A 17,740-nucleotide genomic window follows, 5' to 3' on the forward strand; every position below is an offset into this window, starting at 1 on the left:
CAGCCTATATGGCGGGAGATGAAACCAGCAGCTTTGAGCAAGCCCTGGTTTCGTCTCCCGCCATTATGCATTTAACGTCGTAATACCTTGCCGATCTTCCAGCCGCTTTCATCCAGCACCATTTCAACTTCAATACGTTGCGGCTCGGCAGCCTGGACGGTGTGCATCGTGGCCCCTTCAGCATCCACGTAACGGTATTCCTCTTGGGTCGAAGTCGCGGCAAGAATGACAGTGTCACCCTGTCCACGGGCGGATACCGTCACGTCCTTCAGTCTTGTGCGCAGACCTTCAAGTCCCAAACCCATGTCCCGTAGCTGATCGATCGTTTCCAGGTCGCGCTCCAATTGCTCTGCACCAGGAGTGTAGAGCTCCTTGAGCCTCTCCCCCGCCAGCTGCCCCATCGCCTCGTCTCGTTCTCCTGAAAGTGCCAGGAATGCCGAGACCACCGTTTCTCGATTCAACGCACAGGCGGGCACTTGTGCAGCATCCTTGATTCGGCAGTCTTGTCCTGCTGGTGGCGCCGTGGCAGGCGCAGTCGTTTCGTTCGCCACAGCAGCCCGGAAATGATTGACGCCCACCATGCTCCCGAGCACGACCATGATGCCCAAGACGGCAGCACCCACCAGCTTCACGGCCCCGGGTGTTCTGCGCAACCGATGGCTGTGCCAGGATTCATCATTCCCGCTATTCCGCTGCCTTCCTGCGGCATCCCGTGCACGCTTTGAGCGCCTGTGCGCAGCACCCGATTCCTGGGTTGGATGGATGGTTTCCATCAGATGCGTAGCTTCAGGAGCTACATGGCCTTCCCAATGGATGGGCTCAGCTGGACAACTCGCGAACAGGGTTCGAGCGAACTGGTCGGCGGTTGGCCTCGCTTGCGGCACCGGATTCATGGAATCGATCAAGAGCTCATGAATGATCGAGGGGACGCCGGGGAACATCACGCTAGCTGGTGGACGCATCAGTTCATCTTCGGGAACCCGTCCCGACAGGAGAAACCACAAGCAGGCGCCCAGCGAGTACACGTCCTGCTCTCCGGTTTGGCCTTCCAACAACCCGGCCTGCATTTCAGGGGCAATGAATCCGGGCGTGCCGGAACCAGTGAGTGCTTGGCTTGACGAAGCAGTTTCCTGGAAGTCGATGATCTTCGGCATGCCCTTGGCGGTCAGCAGGATGTTGGCTGGCGACAAGTCCCCATGGCGCTGGCCCTGCGAATGCATGACCGATAGCGTTTGCGCAATGGGAGCCAACGCGGTCACGCATTCACCCAGCGCAAAGGCGCTGCGGCTCGCAACAAGATCCGCCAAACTCCCGCCGGGACAATATTCCATGATCAGCCCCTCGCCGAATTGTGTCGGCAGGGTTCCGTAAAAATCAACGACATATTTCCGTGACTGCCTCACCTCTTCCTGGCGCAGAGAAGTGATGTTTTCCATAGTCAGGCTAAGTTTAAGCGTCAGATACATCTGGTCGCTTTCCCTCCGGATCAGCCAAACTTTACATGGTGACTTGGCACTTAGCGGCTTGACGGTCACATGCCCCGGGCTCGTCGGCCACGCTAGAACATTCGTTGATTCATCCATGTTTCCGTTGTATCCCACAAACAGAAAATGCAAGCTGGATATCCACAGGCGAGCTCAACGGCACTGAATTAGCGACCGATCGTTCAAGAGCGTAGGCTAGCCGTCATGGCGATCGAATTCGAACGAGTCGGACTAGGCTCAAAATTTGTGCCCTACATGGAAGCTTGGGATTACCAGATCCAACTGCATGATGCGGTAGCCGCGGACACGCAAACCCCTAGAGTCCTGTTCCTGGAGCACGAAGCGGTTTATACCGCAGGCAAGCGAACTGAACCCGAAGACCTCCCGCTGGACGGCACCCCCGTCGTGGATGTCGACCGCGGTGGAAAATTGACCTGGCATGGCCCGGGACAGCTCATTGGCTACCCCATCGTCAAGCTCCGCAAAATCAGCGCAATCCGTCTTTACGTGGAGACTCTGGAAGAAGCCCTGATTAATGTCGTGAGCGAACTCGGCATTCCAACAACCCAGATCAAGGGCCGTTCCGGAGTTTGGGTCCCAGGCAAAGACGGCGCCCAGGACCGCAAGATTGCCGCCATCGGCATCCGTATCAACCACGGAGTCACCATGCACGGATTCGCCTTGAACTGCTCGAACGCGCTTTCCGCCTACGACCAGATCATCCCCTGCGGCATCTCTGATGCAGGTGTCACCACGATATCCGAAGAACTGGGCCGTACCGTCACCCCCGAAGACGTCGTTGACCGAGTTCAAGCGGAAATAGAGCGTCTGCTTACCCCTCAAGTCGTCTAGACAACCACTCACTTCCTTCAGAAAGAGCAGTAAATGAGCATCGAGCCAGAAGGCCGTCGACTACTGCGCGTCGAAAAGCGCAACGCCGCCGTTCCCGTGGAGCGCAAGCCCGAGTGGATCAAGGCGAAACTCAACATCGGCCCCGAATATGTAGGGCTGAAGAACCTGGTGCAGTCCGAAGGACTGCATACCGTCTGCGAAGAAGCAGGCTGCCCGAATATCTTCGAGTGCTGGGAAGACCGCGAGGCCTCGTTCCTCATCGGCGGTTCCGAGTGCACCCGCCGTTGCGACTTCTGCCAGATCGCCACCGGCAAGCCGGTGGCAATCGACCGCTCGGAACCATTCAAGGTGGCCATGAGCGTGAAGAAGATGGATTTGCGCTACGCCACCGTCACCGGTGTTGCCCGCGATGACCTCGAAGACGAGGGCACCTGGCTGTACGCGGAGACGGTGCGGCAGATCCACAAGATGAATCCGAACACCGGCGTCGAGCTGCTGATTCCCGACTTCAGCGGCAAGCCCGAGAACCTGGATGCCATCTGCGATTCGGAGCCGGAGGTCTACGCCCACAACGTCGAGACCGTGCCCCGCCTGTTCAAGCGCATTCGCCCAGCATTCCGCTACGAACGCTCCATGGATGTGATCACCCACGGCCACAAGCGTGGATTGATCACCAAGTCCAACCTGATCCTGGGTATGGGCGAAACTCGTGAAGAAATTTCAGAGGCCATGCGCGATCTCTACGAGGCCGGCTGCGATCTGCTCACCTTGACCCAGTACCTGCGCCCCACTGACCTGCATTTGCCAGTTGACCGCTGGGTCACTCCGCAGGAGTTCCTTGAACTTCAGCAGGAAGCCGAAGAACTCGGATTCTCGGGTGTCATGGCCGGACCACTTGTTCGCTCGTCCTACCGCGCTGGCCGCCTCTGGGCTGGTGCCATGCGCAAGAAGGGAAGGGAAATCCCTGAGGCCCTGTCGCATATCGAGTCCTCGGGCAACACCCGCCAGGAAGCTGCTTCCCTGATCAAGTAGCTGGTTGTTGAGAACCAGCTCGGACCATGGCCCCGAACCTGCAGATGGAAACCATTGCGGGTTTCGGGGCCATTCCATTGCCCGTTGATGGACAATTCAGCTGAAAATGCCATGTTCGATCCAGCACGGCTTAGAACTATCAACTTCATCGCGTAGAATTAAGGCACTATGGCCAAAAACTCCGACAACGACGCAGCCGCGCCTAAGCGTGGCTTGTTTTCGCGTAAACCAAAAGCTGAGAAGAAGAACAAAGAACCAGGCCGCCTGAAGCAAATTGGCCAGGTCTTCCAGATGACTCGCCGCAATGACCCTATGGTCGTGTGGTGGATGGCATTGGCCGCCTTGGCCGTCATTGCTGTCTGCTTGATCATCGGCTTCTTGATCAATAACTGGATCACGATGTTGATCATCGCAATCCCGTTGGCGCTTCTTGCTGCAATGTTCATCATGTCGCGCCGTGCCGAGAAGGCTGCGTTCTCGCAGCTTGAGGGCCGTCCAGGTGCCGCTGGTGCTGCCATGAGCGTGCTGCGTCGCGGCTGGATCCTGAAGCAGGAACCGGTGGCCTACAACCGCCATCAGGATCTGGTGTTCCTCGGCATCGGCCGTCCAGGCATCGTCCTGGTCACCGAGGGCCCGAAGAACCGCGTTCGCGAACTTGCCTCATCCGAGCGCAAGCGCATTGCCCGCGTTCTGCCGAACGTGCCTGTGCACATCATCAACGCTGGTTCCGAAGAAGGCCAGACTCCGTTGGCTGAAGTTGGCAAGTCAATGAAGAAGCTTCCGAAGTCGATTACGAAACTGGAAGTCAGCGCAATCGACAAGCGTCTGAGCACCTTGACTGCGAACCGTCTGCCCATCCCCAAGGGCGTAGATCCAAACCGCGTACGTCCGAACCGCCGCGCTATGCGTGGACGCTAAAGACAAGCACTAAAGAAGCCGCAACAGGATTTTCCTGTTGCGGCTTCTTTAGTGCTGTCCGGAGCTAGTTGCTAGGAGATATTCACCAAGATGGTTTTCGGCAACCGATCATGAAGGCCACGCTGGTCCTTGTCGGTGATGAAGGCCGGAATGGCCAAGCAAAGCAGCAGCGAACGAATCAAGCCTTGCAATGGCTTGATCGCGGTGCCATCCAGCGACTGCACCTGCATGCCAAAGGTGCGATGCCCGATCGTGTGCCCCGTGAACCCGACACCGATAATTTGCCCGGCACAAAACAGGCCCAGCGTTGCCAGGTCATTGCTATTGAACAACCACCAGCTGAGCAGCATGGACAGTCCCCAGTCCAGGAGCAGGGCGCCGACCCTTCGCGGGAACCTGGCAATGGAGCCAGGACCCTTGTCTGGGCGTCCCATATCCTGTCCGGGCCATTCTTGCGTATTGTGTTGCGGCGGCCCTTCAAGCCACGAGCTGAAGTCTTTTCTTTCCACTTATACAGTCTATCCAGCGATTCTGTGCGCCAGATAGAACCCCATAACGAGGTAGCAAGTATCCAAGTCAGATTGTTACAGCTGGCAATCTGCGCAGATCAGATCGATACGACACGCCCGGATTCTCCGCTTGTAACAGGTTGGAAACAATAGAGACACCATTCAGAAATGGATTATAGGTAAGCTTGATACGTAAGCAAGAGGACCAGGCAGATAATTCTGACTACGGGTTCCGTTTACCAAACCTCATATCTCACCAGGGAGTCACCTGCACATGTTTACCAGTCCAGAAGAAGTCTTGGCATATATTGCCGAAGAGGACATCAAGTTCGTCGATATCCGTTTCACCGACCTACCAGGTGTACAGCAGCACTTCAACGTGCCAGCCAAGTCCGTGGATGCCGACTTCTTCGTCAACGGCCAGCTCTTTGATGGTTCTTCCATCCGCGGCTTCGCCGGCATCTCTGATTCCGACATGCAGCTGATCCCAGATGTCACCACCGGTTTCATCGATCCGTTCCGCCTGGAAAAGACCCTGGCTTTCAACTTCTCGATCATCAACCCACGCACCGGTGAGCCTTACCACCGCGACCCACGTGGCGTTGCCGAGCGTGCTGAAGCATACCTGGAATCCACCGGCATCGCCGACACCGCATTCTTCGCCCCCGAAGCAGAATTCTTCATCTTCGAAGACGTGCGCTACGAATCCAAGCCTCAGGGCGCGTTCTACTCGATCGATTCCGACGAAGCACCGTGGAACAGCGGCCGCAAGGAAGAAGGCGGCAACCAGGGCTACAAGACCCCGTTCAAGGGCGGCTACTTCCCTGTCGCGCCAACCGACAAGCAGGCCGACCTGCGCGATGCCATCTGCGTCGAGCTGGACAAGGCAGGCCTCGAGGTCGAGCGCAGCCACCACGAAGTTGGCGCAGCTGGCCAGGCCGAGATCAACTACAAGTTCAACACCATGGTGCACGCCGCCGATGAGCTGATGCTCTTCAAGTACATCGTGAAGAACGTGGCCGATGCCTGGGGCAAGTCCGCGACCTTCATGCCGAAGCCTGTCTTCGGCGACAACGGCTCGGGCATGCACGTGCACCAGTCGCTGTGGTCCAACGGCGATCCGCTGTTCTACGACGAGAAGGGCTACGCCGGCCTGTCGGATACCGCTCGCTGGTACATCGGCGGCCTGCTGAAGCACGCAGACGCCGTGCTCGCGTTCACCAACCCAACCGTGAACTCCTACCGTCGTCTGGTCAAGGGCTACGAAGCTCCGGTGAACATGGTGTACTCGCAGGGCAACCGCTCCGCCGGCATCCGCATCCCGATCACCGGTTCGAACCCGAAGGCCAAGCGCATCGAGTTCCGCGCCCCGGATGCTTCCTCGAACCCGTACCTGGCCTTCGCAGCGCAGCTGATGGCTGGCCTGGACGGCATCAAGAACCGCATCGAACCAGCAGAGCCAATCGACAAGGATCTCTACGAGCTTCCTGCCGAAGAGGCCAAGGAAATCCAGCGCGCACCTGAAAGCCTCGAAGAGGCGCTGAAGGCTCTGGAAGCCGACCACGAGTTCCTGCTCGAAGGCGGCGTCTTCACCGAGGACCTGATCCAGACTTGGATCGAGTACAAGCGTGAAAACGAAATCAAGCCACTGAGCCTGCGCCCGAACCCATACGAATTCGAGCTCTACTACGGCTGCTAGCTAGATGACGGGGATCAAGCCCGTTTAGTCCGCAGAGAGTCCGCACGATTCGCCAAAGCACCAGCTACGGCGGAACGTGTGGACTCTTTTGCGTCTTCCATAAGGTGACCGTAAACATCGAGGGTCGTCTTCGCACTGGCGTGACGCATAGCGGATTGAACCTTCTTGATATCCTCACCAGATGCAATCAGGAACGACGCGAAGAAATGCCGCAGATCGTGAATGCGGAAATTCTCAGGCAGGCCCTCTACTGTGGCACGCGCAGTCCTGAATCTGGCTTCAATCGTGTACGGCGCAGCAGGTCTGCCGTTCTCCAGGGTCACGAAAGTTTCACTCCCCCACCGCGCAGGATTCTTGTTCAGCTCGAAAGCCAGATCACGCGGGATCGGGATTGGATTCTTCGACTCTTCAGTTTTCAGTGGAACGCCTGGATACTGGATAGCCGGCGTGATGAATCCCCGCAGCGAATCCACATCCTGCACTCGCAACGCGGAAATTTCTGCAACGCGTAGACCAGCAAAGGCACCCAGCAGGATGACGTTCTTCATCTCCTCAGGCATCGCGTCATAGAGCGCCCAGACCTGCTCCTCTGTAGCCACATAAGGGCGTTGTTTGCCCGTAGGCGGCGCGATCTTACGGCTTATGGGCGTGCGCAGCAGTAGGCCGTCTTCTACCGCGTCTGACAGCAAATGAGCCAACCGGCGATACAGGGCATGAATCGTGGAATCAGCCAGGCCCTCTTTCTTGAGCGCAGCCAACCAATTCTTGATCGCAGTCGGGCGAATGTCCTTTAGCGGAACATCACCAAAGACAGCATTGATCCGCTTCACATGCGTCTTGGCCTGCTTCACCGAACCAGGACGATTGACCTCATATCCCTTCAGCCAGTGCTCAGACCAAACGCGCATGGTCGTCGCCGCATCCGTAGGGCTGATATAAGCGCCGCTACGGATCTTGACCGCTTCACCCTCAGCCCAGTTCTGCGCATCAATCTTACGGGCGAACGTCTTACCCTTCTCCTTGCCCTCAGGATCAACGTAAGTGCCAAGCCAGCCACCCTTAGGAAACCGCGCAGACGGCTTACGACGGCGCGTGTTAGTCGTGCCTGGAGTGCGCCTAAGTTTGGTCATTAGTCTAGGCCTCTGCCAAATTTGATACGTTCCTCGTCACTTTCAAGGTTCTTTAAGTGCTCTGACCAGAAATCGACACGATTCATATCTGCTGCTACGCGAGCAGCTTCAAGAAGATTGTGCATTTCATCTCTTCGGTCTTCAGGAACCAGTCCATCGGCGATGAACTTTTCAAGCTTCTTTAGCTGCACCGGATATTCCCCTTCTACAAGGTCTTCGAATCGCCAACGCCAGTAGGCGATCAGTTGGGCAAAATTGGTAACTAGCCTCAGATTGCTTTCAACTTCGCCCTTGGCATATTCCCATTCTTCGTAGGGGATCACGATTAAGTCATCCAAGTTAGCGTTGAGCACCTGTGCTACGACATAAATCTCATCAATCTTAAGCGCACGTTCTCCGCGTTCGACGCGGCTTACGGTCGTTGGGTGGAAATTCGTTAGGCCGGCTTCTCGCAATTTTGCGGAAAACTCAGTCATCGACCAATTTCGTAGCTCACGATATTCGCGAACCGAAGCGCCGATATGGGCTGCTGTTGGAATCTGCATTCTTCTATACTTCCACACGTTTCGTAAGACCTCAACACGCACTGTGTTGACATTACATATTTTGATCGCCTACAGTTACATCACGTAAGGGCAAACACACTACGAAAGGGGATCGCGATGGAAGCAATCGCCGTTCTCAAGACAATGGCCGAGGTATCGGAAATGACCCGCATCCCAATAGCAACACTTCGGTACTACCGGCATTTGGGCAACAAGGGGCCCCGCTCGGCGCTGCTAGGCGGTCGGGTGATGTACCGAGAACAGGATGTCGTCGCTTGGCTCAACGAACAGTTCGAAGAAGCCAAGTAACGCCACGCAAGACAACCGCTCTCTATACCGGAGACGTAGACAGGACCAACTTCGTTATGCCCACACAACGGGAACTACAACGAGAGCTACTAGCCAAGAACCCTCACTACTCAGCAGGGCAAGCGAAGGCAGTAGCCAAGAAAATGATTTACCTCGAAAAGAACGTCGGGTTCGAGAATCTTCGGATACGCGGACTCACTTCGGATCCAACAGCGCGTGAAGCTGTATGGAATCTGGAAGAGGCTGAACGCGAGAAAAATCGTGAAGCGAAAAAGAATACGGCCCCGGTGCATCCCCGCCAAGAGACTCGCACCGAAGCCGCCTAACCAACCCACAGAAAGGGATTGATCCTCATGAACAAGACTACCCGCATCACCCCAGCAACTCCACCAGCAGGATTCCTCAAAGCTGTCTACCTCGATTGCGCCGACGAATACGGCGAAATCCCCGCAGAATGCCAGCCCTACGGCTCATGCGCTTGCGACCGCGAGATCAACTACCACGGCCCAAACGTCTCGGGAGAAACTTTCGGCGGCGTCACCTCGCAGTGGACACCAGAAAAGGGCATCTTCTTCATCCTGCAAAAGACTGACGGTGAACTATGGACCCGTGAGCAGCTGGCAGAACTGCCGGCACTCATCGACAGCATCGAACAGAAGATTGACCAAGAGATAGCAGTAGATCTCATGAAGAGCCGGCCAGAGATGCTTCTCGCAACCACCACCGTAAACAAGCTCTGCAACTTTGCTGTAGACAACGGCGTCACCGCTAGCGCAGCGTTCGCCGCCTACCAGGAACTCACCAAGGGCGGTCACCATGCATAAGGCCACCCAGGGCATCGTGCGCAGCGTCTTCTACAGCACAGTCTTCATCATCATGGTTACCGTTCCCCAAGCCATCGCACAAGCGGTAGGAGCACCCGTTGCATATTGACCCGAAGGCGCTCATCGAAGGCGTGCACGTAGTAGTCGTGGAAGTCGAGAAGTCAGACAGCCTGCATTACAAGCGGCGCACCTACTTCAACCTTCCCAGTGCTCAACGAGCAGTAGACCTCGCCCACGCACGCGGACAATCCGCAGAGCTAATCCTCTGCAAACTAGTCCCAGCAGGTGAACCAGATGACTGAATACTGGAAAGCCCTGAACCCTGAAGCCTTCCACCAAGGGATGCTCCACGGCTACAAGCAGGGATACAAACACGGCATGCAAGACGGCATCAGAGAATGCGACGAAGCCGACCAGCAAGCCCGAGAAGCATTCACCAGGCAAGCGGCCAGGTCCGCAGCGCAGGGCATAGACCTGCACGACGCAAGGATGAGGCTCATCGCAAGCTGATTCCACCACCTAATTCATTCGAACTCACTTGAAGGCTCCCGGCACCACGCTGGGGGCCTTCTGCGCACCCACCAGAAAGGGAAAACTTGACCATCAGCCCCACCGCAGCAGACCCGTTGGACGAAGTTTTCAGTTCAGCTTGGCTCACAGCCCAGCAGTTCCAGCCGGTCGAATATGTTGTTCCAGGAGTAATCCCGGAAGGTCTGACTATCCTCGTTGCACCCCCAAAAGTCGGCAAATCGTGGATGGTGCTTGGCATAGCTCAAGCCGCCGCATCAGGCGGTAAAGCGTTCGGTGCGATTCAGGTGAAACAACGGCCAGTCCTATACCTCGCACTGGAAGATGGGCCACGACGCTTGCAGTCCAGGCTCAACGTCATCGGCGTTACCGAAGGCATTCAGGATCTCATGTTCCTAACGAGACTAGGAGCCAGTGTTGTCGATACGATCACCGCGTTCCTTGAGCGTCACGGTCACAACAAGCCACTAATCATCCTGGACACCCTCGGCAAGGTTAGGGGCACGTATGGGGGCAACGACGCTTACGGAAACGACTACTCGCAAATGTCCGCACTCAAGGGCTTAGTGGACGACGTTCCAGGTTCTTCGCTTCTCGTAGTGCACCACACCAACAAAGGCGAAAAATCGGACTTTCTCGATAGCGTCTCAGGCACTCAGGGTTTAGCCGGTGCAGCGGACTCAATTCTTGCTATCAGGCGCGAACGCAACACAGATAGCTCGACGTTGCACGTCACCAGCCGAGATGCAGCTGAAGGCGAGTATGCACTCACGTTGACGGACGGCGTATGGAGCATGGACGGCACAACGCTTCAAGAGGCGGCGAACGCAGCTGTAGCCCGTGCAGCCTCATCCGGTGTTGGTGACGACATGAAGCGAATCATCGAGCAGGTGAACAAGTATCCCGAAGCGCGAAACGCTGAGGATATTGCCATTCCGTTAGGCCTGGACAAGAAACTTGTCGGAACCTATTTGGCTCGCGCAGCCGAGGACGGTCGTATTCATCGGCAGTCTCGCGGAATGTATGCGCCAATACCGTCGCCGATCGCAGTTCACCACCCGTAGAAACCGTGTGGAAAGTGTGGAAAGTGGAAAGCAGGTTCAAAACCCAATTCCACTTTCCACACAATCCACACACTTTGAAAGCAACAGGAACAGTCTTGGCCTACTCACCAGCATGGCGACCATCAGCCAGCGCCAAAAAATACAACTGGCTAACCCCAAACGGCGAAACCATCCCCGGCATCGCACTCATGCACCGGCACAAGGTACTAGCCCACATGACACCCGCCGAAGCTCGCGCAATAGCCGACAAGCTTCACGACATAGCGGACCAAATCGAACAGGACGAAACCTAATGGCTCCCATCTACGGAGAACTCAAAAACGGCAAGAGGTACGTGCTCACGCCGGCCTCAGAAATTCCGCCACGAAAAGCCATCGACCCCTATAACCGTGAGCAGGTCATCAAGCTACTGCGCCGCAGTGCCGACCACATCGCCCAAGGCATCAGCTCACCAGCTATTCACACCAACCTGCACCAACTTGCAGACCACCTAGAACAGGAAGACTAAACCATGAGCATTCAACGTAATATGAACGACGGCAATCTCAGTGCCTGGATGCGAAAAGTCGATCGATTCATGAACAGCTCGCCGCTAAACCATTCGTCCATTGGTCGCGGCGGCATTGAAGTTTACGACGGTGGCTGGATCCGTATTCTCAACGGCGGCCTAGAAGTTATTGGCACAGCCACGGTTTCCGGCGTCTTGGATGTCACTGGAACGTTCAACGCGTCCGGAACCAACAATCTCAGCGGAGACAACAACCTCACCGGCCCAACAACCGTGGCCGGCGATTTCGAAATCATTGCAGGTGGCATCTTCAAGGCCGGTGGCACCACCATAAACCCGGACGGCTCCGCACAGTTCGGAGCACTCGCAATCGGCGCAGACGGCAAACTCACCGCTGGACTGTTCACACTCAATCCCGACGGCAGTGCAGCGTTCGGCACCCTGGGCATCGCATCTGATGGAACGCTCACGGTCCGCAATGACATCAACGTTGAAGCCGGCGGCAAAATCAAAGCCGGAAACCTCGAAATCGAACCAGCCAACGGCGGACAGATCAACTTCACCGGCGGATCACTATCAGCCGGCAGCTTCGGCGCACTGCTCAACAACACCACAGCAGTTGAACTGCAAGCACCAACGATCAAGCTCAACACCAGCAACGTCAATATAAACAGTCTGCCCAGCAAACCAGCCTCGGAGCTAACCCCCGTAGGCATCGACAGCGCTGGCCGACTACACCGAATCGCATAGGAGCAAAACCAATGGCACGTCGCCCCAAAGTAAAGCTCAACATCGAAAACGTCTACAACCTTATGAAAAGCCCCGAAGTAAGAGCGGAAGTCACTCGCGTAGCCGAAAACCACAAACCAAACGAACCAGGCTACGAAGTAGAAGAAGGAACCAGCGGACGCGCCCGAGGCCGAACGTGGATCAAAACCACCACGCCAGAGGCCTACGCAGACAACGCCCGAAACGCGACACTCCTGCGCGCCCTCGACGGTAAAGGCGAAGAACAAAAATGAGCGGCTACACCTACTCAGACCGACAGATCCAAACCTACACAGAACACGCGCAAGCCGCCGTGCTGTGGGAACGCGCCCAACACTGGGAACACAACGCGAACTACTGGAAACACCGGGCCGAATCCGCAGAACGCCGAATGCTTGAACACTACTGCGAAGACGAGCAGTAAATGAGGAAAGACCGCCGGCCATACATCGGAAGCGTCAAACCCTATACATGGCGACACTCGCGAACCGGGGGGACAAACCCCATCAGACTGAAAGGCCACACCAAATGCGAATCACCGTAGAAACACCCACCGGCAACCACACCTTCGACGGCAAAAACCTCGAAGCGAAACCAGCCGGTCAAAACCTCAAAATCATCGACAACGGCAGAACCACCGCCACATTCAAACAATGGACCAACTGGCGACAAGAACAGGACACCAAATGAGCGACCCCATCAGCGACGAAGACAAAAAGAACCTAACCTCAATCTTCGCCCCAGACCCCGAAGACAACAGCCCACTGCAAACCGTGCTCAACACAATGCGAGCACCAGCAACAGGCCGACCAGAAATCACACTGGCAGCACCCCAAAACGAAGAAACCACCCTACGCGACTTCGCCAAAAAACTATTCACCCCGACAGAACAGGACTAACCCAAAATGATGACCAGCATCTCCCAATTCAACGCCATGAAAAGCAACCTCAAGCAGGCCGGCATCAACTACACCGAAGCCGAAAACCTGCCCACCTTCACCCCACCAAACACCACAGCACTCGACGTAACCCAGGCAATCCTGTCCTCGAAGAAAAGCAACCCCTACAGCGACCCCGCAGTGCAAACCGTACTAGCCGAATACGAAGCCAGCCGAAACCCCGGCTACCAGCACGCACTGCACCAAATCCGGGAACAAGCAACCCTAGAACACATCAACGACCAAGTGCCCAACCTACTCGACCAAATCCGCACCCGCTTCAACGAACTCGCCGCAGACCTCGAAGAAGCCCACACCATCACCGGCAACATCGACGACCCCAGCCGCGTAGACCTTAACAGCGCAACCCCACGCACAGCCCAAGGCGCACTGCAAGCAAACCGCGCAATCACCGGCCTGCAAGCACTACTAACCCTATGGGCTACCCTCCACCAGCTGCACAACAAACAAACCTGCCCAGACCGCACCCGAGCCTACCTGCGAGGCAACCCGCCCTACAGTGTCCTTCTCCGATACCGAGAAGAACAGCTCGAATACACCATCTGGAACCAGGTACTCGAAGGCGTAGAGCTCAGTCTAGCGACACCAGACGAGGCGAGACGGCGCTACGCACAAGCCGAACAAGAACACAACAAAGACCGCCGACCCCGCGTCAACTACCTAAGCGGCTCAGTCACCACCATCAACTAACCCGCACCAGCAACAACCACGCGTCAAAGTCACAGCGATCCAGCAACACAGCAAGGAGCTGAATCCATGGTCAGCAACCCAACTCAGCAACGTTACTGAGAGCTAACCAGCGCACCCGCACAAAAGCCCGAGGACGAGACATGAAAGAGAATGCCTCCTTCCAACCAACGGCGCGGCACAACCCCAAAAGGGCCGGCGAACCAACAACGGAACGCCGGCCCCACGGGGCACCCGGTCCCCACAGGGACCAGCTTCGCCCTTCCGGCATAGCGATCCCCCCGAGGGGTTCTGCACCCCGAGAGGGCTCTAGAACATGCGGATATAGCCCGTTTAGGGCCTTGAAAACTATTGATAGGAGGCCTATTTTGACTCAGTTGAAAAATCAGTCTCTTGAGGTGGCTTCAGCTTCTTCCAGGATGGATGGTTTGTTGGAGTTGCGGCGGCAGCTTGCCGTTTCGATTGATCTTTGTGTGAACGCTCGTGATAAGGCCACTCTTGCAGCGCGTTATTTGGACGTTGTTGCGGCTATTGCTGATGAAGAGTCTAAGTTTGTGCCGACTGGCGTTACTGGGCTTGATCAATTGAAGGTCCGCCGAGAGCAGCGCGCCAGAGAGCGTGGCAGGCGCTCGGGATAGCCCTTTGCTAGCCTTCCTGTTAAAATTGGTGATAGATATTCGAGAGGTCGCAAGCGGGAACTTGCATGCATAGCCCCGAATCTCTTTATTGAGGTTCGGGGCTTTCTTTCGTATCCACGTGGCTGACGTTGCTTGATCATGGTATGCATTAGGGATGACATTACATATCGAAGAGGTTATGGCCGGTGCATGGGGTCGCAATTCGGCCGCCGGAAAGAACGTTGATGAGGTCATACGACGTGATCTTATAGGTGGGCGCCAAACGGTCGCTTTGCTCTATTCGGACGAGCTCAATCGCCTGTCATTCGGTTCTGGAAAAGTCGTTGCTTGTTGGACTCCGGGCGATGGTTGGGTGAAGCTGTCGGGAGATCCAGTGGCATGGTGGGAGCAACTGCCGTTGGATCTTCGTGAAAAGCTGGTGGTGGACCCTGGCACAGATTTGGCTGGGGATGATGTTCTCGACGTTGCTAGTGCTGGGGGTTCTGCCTCAATGACCTATTGGGTAGGTTCGGAGCATCGAGGAGAGTTTACGTTGCCGTCGGATCTGCGCTGTTTTGTTGAGGCCTACGCGGTGATGATGCGTAACTTCCCTAATAAGTTCGATGAAGTTTCAGCGTAGCTACTAGTTCTCTCAAGCGGCGGCATCCTTTATTAGGTGCCGCCGCAATTTTTTTGTAACTGACGCACTAGGATTCAATATCCGCGCAAAGATCTGGATATAGCTGATCGATTGCAGTTTGAGCTTCCTCTACGGCATATTCCATAGGCAGGTCAAACTCAACACCATTGCCGTACTTGAGAGAGTATTTAGCGCCGCGTGACCATTCCCGATTAACGGCAGGTACTACTTGGGGTGTCTCAAGGACCGTTAGTTCAGTGAGGGTGTTTCGAGGAATGACGCGAACTTGCGGAGTTTTTTCAGTTGCTTTGTCACGCAGGTAAATGACCTTGGACTTAGTGAAGACGACCAGTTCAACGAGGTTGTTTTCGGGGTCAATTATGCGCCCGCTCGAAACTATAGGTTCTTCGTCATTGAGAGCGAATGCTAGCGCGTTGAATAGTTTATTCGGAGCGTTGAAGTGCAGCGTTTCGTATTCATTGACTACCTTCCACGCTTGGTTTCTGATCAGTGTGGATATTGAGCGCCCACGGTCTTCGGGTGTGATGTTTTCGTTCATAGTTGGCACCATACATCAGGGGTCCGACACTTAGTGTCGTCTCCTTTTAAGCTTAGCGAGCCAGCGTATTTTCCAATGTCCAGCACGGCAGTCCAAGACGGTGCGCTTAGGGGTGAGGCAAGTTATCATAGCGACCATGACCCGAGAAAAATACGTATGCGATCGATGTGGCCAGGGACCGCCAGGAGTGCATTTAGAACCGATCTTGCACCTTCATCACACTAGTTACATGTGTTCAAGCTGCGTTGAATCGACGACACCTTGGTATGACAAGCTGTTCAGATTCCGAAACTTCATGCTTTTGGGCATAGGCGTATTTGCTGTTGTTCAGATAATTCTTGCCATCACCATGTAGGTTCTTATGGCATATGCGGAACACACCTAGCGTCGTGGAATCAAATTCAGTCCGCAGACAGTCCGCAGAAAGTTCGTTCACCCTCGTTTTCGGCCATCATCCACCAACCATGAAAACCCCGGAACCAAGCGGGATTCAACATAACTAAACTAGTGCCATATATGGTGTCATAGAACGAGCTCTACTACGGCTGCTAATCACCGTCCTGTACGGTAACGGCTCGACGCCGGGTCCCCCTGTTGGCGGGACCCGGCGTCGTTTCGTCTCAGGGTAGGCTGATGTCATGGACATATCTACGTGGGTCGGCGTGCAGCGCGACGATGGTGAAATCGTGGGATATTTCGACCCGGCGGATCCCGACTACCACCTGGTGACCCCGCGCAATGTCCTGGGCCATGCCGTGGGCGAAGACTGCGAGTACCTTGAGGGCGAACAGCTGCTTGTGGAGCGCGGCTTCAGCGAGTTGATGAACACCTGGGTGCTGGATTCCGGCTCCCGTGAGGCCACGGACCTGGTGAGCATACTGGAAGTCTCGCCCCAGGGCATTGTGCTGGCCAATGCGTTGCAGGCCAGGGCATTGCAGCCTGCAGAACGCATCCATGTCCCATGGCCTGACGTGAAGCATCGGCTGGCCCCAGTCCAGCGCTGATGCGGCGGCTAGTACTCCTGCTTATCTCCCTTGGCGGTCCACGCATCGAAAGCGGCCAAGGCTGAAGGCATGTCGACCTTGGTGAACGGGATGCGGCGTTCGCTCATGGGCAGTTCCAGCTCGGTGTAGATGAAGTTGTCGTCGAAACCGATGCTGGCCGCGTCCTGCCGGTCGTTGGCATAGTAGACGTGCTTGAATCGCGCCCAGTAGATGGCGCCGAGGCACATCGGGCACGGCTCGCAACTGGTGTACAGCTCGCACTGGGACAAATCGAAAGTCCCCAGCTTCTGCCCGGCCTTGCGGATCACATTGACTTCCGCGTGGGCTGTCGGATCGGAATCATGCACCACGGTGTTGTAGCCGGCGGCAATGACCTTCCCATCCAGCACCACAACAGCCCCGAATGGGCCGCTGTCGTTGCTGCCCAACGCCAGCAGCGACTGGTCAACCGCTGCCTGCATTAGCTGTGGATCCATGGCCTGCTCCCCTCGCACCATCGGCGCCAGCAGGCACAGCGCAAACGCCGAACCGAAATCTGGATCTGAGTGCCCAGCATATCCCCTTATCAGGCAATGGTGCGAGGACTTCGGGAAATTCGTGCTGTGGCCACCGCACGCTGCGCGCGGCGATGTCCAGAGTTGTCGTTGGCGCAGCGCCCGCAGGCAGCGCCATCGGGTGGGCTTTTGCGCGCCCAGCAGCCGAAGACCGAACGCCAGCCCTAGCTGTCCGAGGCCGCCGTGGGCGAACGGACCTCCAGCCACACCTATGCCCCAGCCGGCGCAAAGTAGATGCTCCCTCCCCCGCAGACCAGCTGCCCGGGCAGTGTTTGATAGGCGAACCCCACCAAATTGTTGTACTCAACGGCCTCCAGAACCTCAATGGGCTCGTGGAGCTTCACCAGTCCCGCAGGGACGATGATTTGCGGCTTGGCGCCGCTGCGCACCTTCTCCTGAGGGCTGACGCGGAATCCGCTGCGGGTCTCACTTCCCAGCGCAGCAGCGATTCCGTGCCCTGATCCCAGAAAGCATCACCAGAGCCCGGGCAAGTTCGTCATTGCCATATGCGATAGCGGTCAGCCTCCGGATTACACTGCTGATCGCTGAT

General features: G+C 56.3%; 27 protein-coding genes. 20 read left to right on the forward strand and 7 right to left on the reverse strand.

Annotation, left to right across the window (positions count from 1 at the left end; translation table 11 throughout):
- Positions 1-71: 71 nt before the first annotated feature.
- Complete coding sequence (locus tag ATK23_RS07100) at positions 72-1,583, reverse strand: serine/threonine-protein kinase (RefSeq protein WP_083515719.1); 1,512 nt, start codon at positions 1,581-1,583, stop codon at positions 72-74.
- Positions 1,584-1,661: 78 nt separating this feature from the next.
- Here ATK23_RS07100 and lipB point away from each other — a divergent pair, with 78 nt between their 5' ends.
- The 3 genes from lipB (at position 1,662) to ATK23_RS07115 (ending at position 4,286) form a co-directional block, all read left to right on the forward strand.
- Positions 1,662-2,336 (forward strand): lipoyl(octanoyl) transferase LipB, encoded by a 675-nt coding sequence (gene lipB, locus ATK23_RS07105; RefSeq protein WP_255209585.1) that lies wholly within the window; start codon positions 1,662-1,664, stop codon positions 2,334-2,336.
- 33 nt (positions 2,337-2,369) lie between these two features.
- Positions 2,370-3,368: a lipoyl synthase gene (lipA, locus tag ATK23_RS07110; RefSeq protein ID WP_066144368.1), complete on the forward strand. Its 999-nt coding sequence runs from the start codon at positions 2,370-2,372 to the stop codon at positions 3,366-3,368.
- 168 nt (positions 3,369-3,536) lie between these two features.
- Positions 3,537-4,286, forward strand: coding sequence for a DUF4191 domain-containing protein (locus ATK23_RS07115; protein ID WP_066144365.1), 750 nt, complete (start codon positions 3,537-3,539; stop codon positions 4,284-4,286).
- A gap of 71 nt (positions 4,287-4,357) precedes the next feature.
- Here ATK23_RS07115 and ATK23_RS07120 read toward each other — a convergent pair whose 3' ends face one another.
- A complete protein-coding gene (locus tag ATK23_RS07120; RefSeq protein WP_245858323.1) occupies positions 4,358-4,720 on the reverse strand; it encodes an RDD family protein in 363 nt (120 codons plus the stop codon).
- A gap of 349 nt (positions 4,721-5,069) precedes the next feature.
- Between ATK23_RS07120 and glnA the strand changes: the two genes are divergently transcribed.
- Positions 5,070-6,494 (forward strand): type I glutamate--ammonia ligase, encoded by a 1,425-nt coding sequence (glnA, locus tag ATK23_RS07125; RefSeq protein ID WP_066144359.1) that lies wholly within the window; start codon positions 5,070-5,072, stop codon positions 6,492-6,494.
- Positions 6,495-6,508: 14 nt separating this feature from the next.
- Here glnA and ATK23_RS07130 read toward each other — a convergent pair whose 3' ends face one another.
- On the reverse strand, positions 6,509-7,624 hold the full coding sequence (locus ATK23_RS07130) for a site-specific integrase (RefSeq protein ID WP_066144356.1): 1,116 nt from the start codon (positions 7,622-7,624) through the stop codon (positions 6,509-6,511).
- A complete protein-coding gene (locus ATK23_RS07135; RefSeq protein ID WP_066144355.1) occupies positions 7,624-8,169 on the reverse strand; it encodes a helix-turn-helix domain-containing protein in 546 nt (181 codons plus the stop codon). The genes ATK23_RS07130 and ATK23_RS07135 overlap by 1 nt, the downstream gene beginning before the upstream one ends.
- Before the next feature lie 117 nt (positions 8,170-8,286).
- Between ATK23_RS07135 and ATK23_RS07140 the strand changes: the two genes are divergently transcribed.
- From ATK23_RS07140 to ATK23_RS07185, 15 genes are all read left to right on the forward strand, one after another.
- The gene (locus ATK23_RS07140) at positions 8,287-8,478 is read left to right on the forward strand and encodes a helix-turn-helix domain-containing protein (protein WP_066144352.1); all 192 of its coding nucleotides are present in this window, start codon (positions 8,287-8,289) and stop codon (positions 8,476-8,478) included.
- Between the two features lie 353 nt (positions 8,479-8,831).
- The gene (locus ATK23_RS07150; protein WP_066144346.1) at positions 8,832-9,302 is read left to right on the forward strand and encodes a hypothetical protein; all 471 of its coding nucleotides are present in this window, start codon (positions 8,832-8,834) and stop codon (positions 9,300-9,302) included.
- A gap of 98 nt (positions 9,303-9,400) precedes the next feature.
- Positions 9,401-9,604, forward strand: coding sequence for a hypothetical protein (locus tag ATK23_RS16290; protein ID WP_157066440.1), 204 nt, complete (start codon positions 9,401-9,403; stop codon positions 9,602-9,604).
- Positions 9,597-9,812 (forward strand): hypothetical protein, encoded by a 216-nt coding sequence (locus ATK23_RS07155; RefSeq protein WP_157066439.1) that lies wholly within the window; start codon positions 9,597-9,599, stop codon positions 9,810-9,812. Before ATK23_RS16290 ends, ATK23_RS07155 begins: the two co-directional genes overlap by 8 nt.
- An 86-nt stretch (positions 9,813-9,898) precedes the next feature.
- The gene (locus tag ATK23_RS07160) at positions 9,899-10,894 is read left to right on the forward strand and encodes an AAA family ATPase (protein WP_066144340.1); all 996 of its coding nucleotides are present in this window, start codon (positions 9,899-9,901) and stop codon (positions 10,892-10,894) included.
- A gap of 95 nt (positions 10,895-10,989) precedes the next feature.
- Positions 10,990-11,187 (forward strand): hypothetical protein, encoded by a 198-nt coding sequence (locus tag ATK23_RS07165; protein WP_066144337.1) that lies wholly within the window; start codon positions 10,990-10,992, stop codon positions 11,185-11,187.
- On the forward strand, positions 11,187-11,402 hold the full coding sequence (locus ATK23_RS07170; RefSeq protein ID WP_066144335.1) for a hypothetical protein: 216 nt from the start codon (positions 11,187-11,189) through the stop codon (positions 11,400-11,402). The genes ATK23_RS07165 and ATK23_RS07170 overlap by 1 nt, the downstream gene beginning before the upstream one ends.
- A gap of 3 nt (positions 11,403-11,405) precedes the next feature.
- Positions 11,406-12,152, forward strand: a complete 747-nt coding sequence (locus ATK23_RS07175) for a hypothetical protein (protein WP_157066438.1) — start codon at positions 11,406-11,408, stop codon at positions 12,150-12,152.
- Between the two features lie 11 nt (positions 12,153-12,163).
- Positions 12,164-12,424 carry a hypothetical protein gene (locus ATK23_RS16295; RefSeq protein ID WP_157066437.1) on the forward strand — a complete coding sequence of 87 codons (261 nt, stop codon included), beginning with the start codon at positions 12,164-12,166 and terminating at the stop codon, positions 12,422-12,424.
- Positions 12,421-12,594, forward strand: coding sequence for a hypothetical protein (locus ATK23_RS16300; protein ID WP_157066436.1), 174 nt, complete (start codon positions 12,421-12,423; stop codon positions 12,592-12,594). The genes ATK23_RS16295 and ATK23_RS16300 overlap by 4 nt, the downstream gene beginning before the upstream one ends.
- A 104-nt stretch (positions 12,595-12,698) precedes the next feature.
- A complete protein-coding gene (locus ATK23_RS16305) occupies positions 12,699-12,860 on the forward strand; it encodes a hypothetical protein (RefSeq protein WP_157066435.1) in 162 nt (53 codons plus the stop codon).
- Positions 12,857-13,069, forward strand: coding sequence for a hypothetical protein (locus ATK23_RS16310; protein ID WP_066144329.1), 213 nt, complete (start codon positions 12,857-12,859; stop codon positions 13,067-13,069). The genes ATK23_RS16305 and ATK23_RS16310 overlap by 4 nt, the downstream gene beginning before the upstream one ends.
- 6 nt (positions 13,070-13,075) lie before the next feature.
- Positions 13,076-13,819 carry a hypothetical protein gene (locus ATK23_RS07180; RefSeq protein ID WP_066144326.1) on the forward strand — a complete coding sequence of 248 codons (744 nt, stop codon included), beginning with the start codon at positions 13,076-13,078 and terminating at the stop codon, positions 13,817-13,819.
- Positions 13,820-14,184: 365 nt separating this feature from the next.
- Positions 14,185-14,454, forward strand: a complete 270-nt coding sequence (locus ATK23_RS16315) for a hypothetical protein (RefSeq protein WP_157066434.1) — start codon at positions 14,185-14,187, stop codon at positions 14,452-14,454.
- 154 nt (positions 14,455-14,608) lie between these two features.
- Positions 14,609-15,073, forward strand: a complete 465-nt coding sequence (locus tag ATK23_RS07185) for a hypothetical protein (RefSeq protein WP_066144323.1) — start codon at positions 14,609-14,611, stop codon at positions 15,071-15,073.
- A gap of 67 nt (positions 15,074-15,140) precedes the next feature.
- Here ATK23_RS07185 and ATK23_RS07190 read toward each other — a convergent pair whose 3' ends face one another.
- Positions 15,141-15,632, reverse strand: a complete 492-nt coding sequence (locus ATK23_RS07190) for a hypothetical protein (protein ID WP_157066433.1) — start codon at positions 15,630-15,632, stop codon at positions 15,141-15,143.
- Between the two features lie 638 nt (positions 15,633-16,270).
- Here ATK23_RS07190 and ATK23_RS07195 point away from each other — a divergent pair.
- Positions 16,271-16,636, forward strand: a complete 366-nt coding sequence (locus ATK23_RS07195) for a hypothetical protein (protein ID WP_157066432.1) — start codon at positions 16,271-16,273, stop codon at positions 16,634-16,636.
- 8 nt (positions 16,637-16,644) lie between these two features.
- Here the strand turns inward: ATK23_RS07195 and ATK23_RS07200 are convergent, their stop codons facing one another.
- Positions 16,645-17,112 carry a nucleoside deaminase gene (locus ATK23_RS07200; RefSeq protein WP_157066431.1) on the reverse strand — a complete coding sequence of 156 codons (468 nt, stop codon included), beginning with the start codon at positions 17,110-17,112 and terminating at the stop codon, positions 16,645-16,647.
- Positions 17,113-17,399: 287 nt separating this feature from the next.
- Positions 17,400-17,657, reverse strand: a complete 258-nt coding sequence (locus ATK23_RS16780) for a DUF1990 family protein (RefSeq protein ID WP_083515718.1) — start codon at positions 17,655-17,657, stop codon at positions 17,400-17,402.
- Positions 17,658-17,740: the final 83 nt, after the last annotated feature.

This window comes from Glutamicibacter nicotianae, from assembly GCF_002797775.1.
Classification (GTDB): Bacteria; Actinomycetota; Actinomycetes; order Actinomycetales; family Micrococcaceae; genus Glutamicibacter; species Glutamicibacter nicotianae.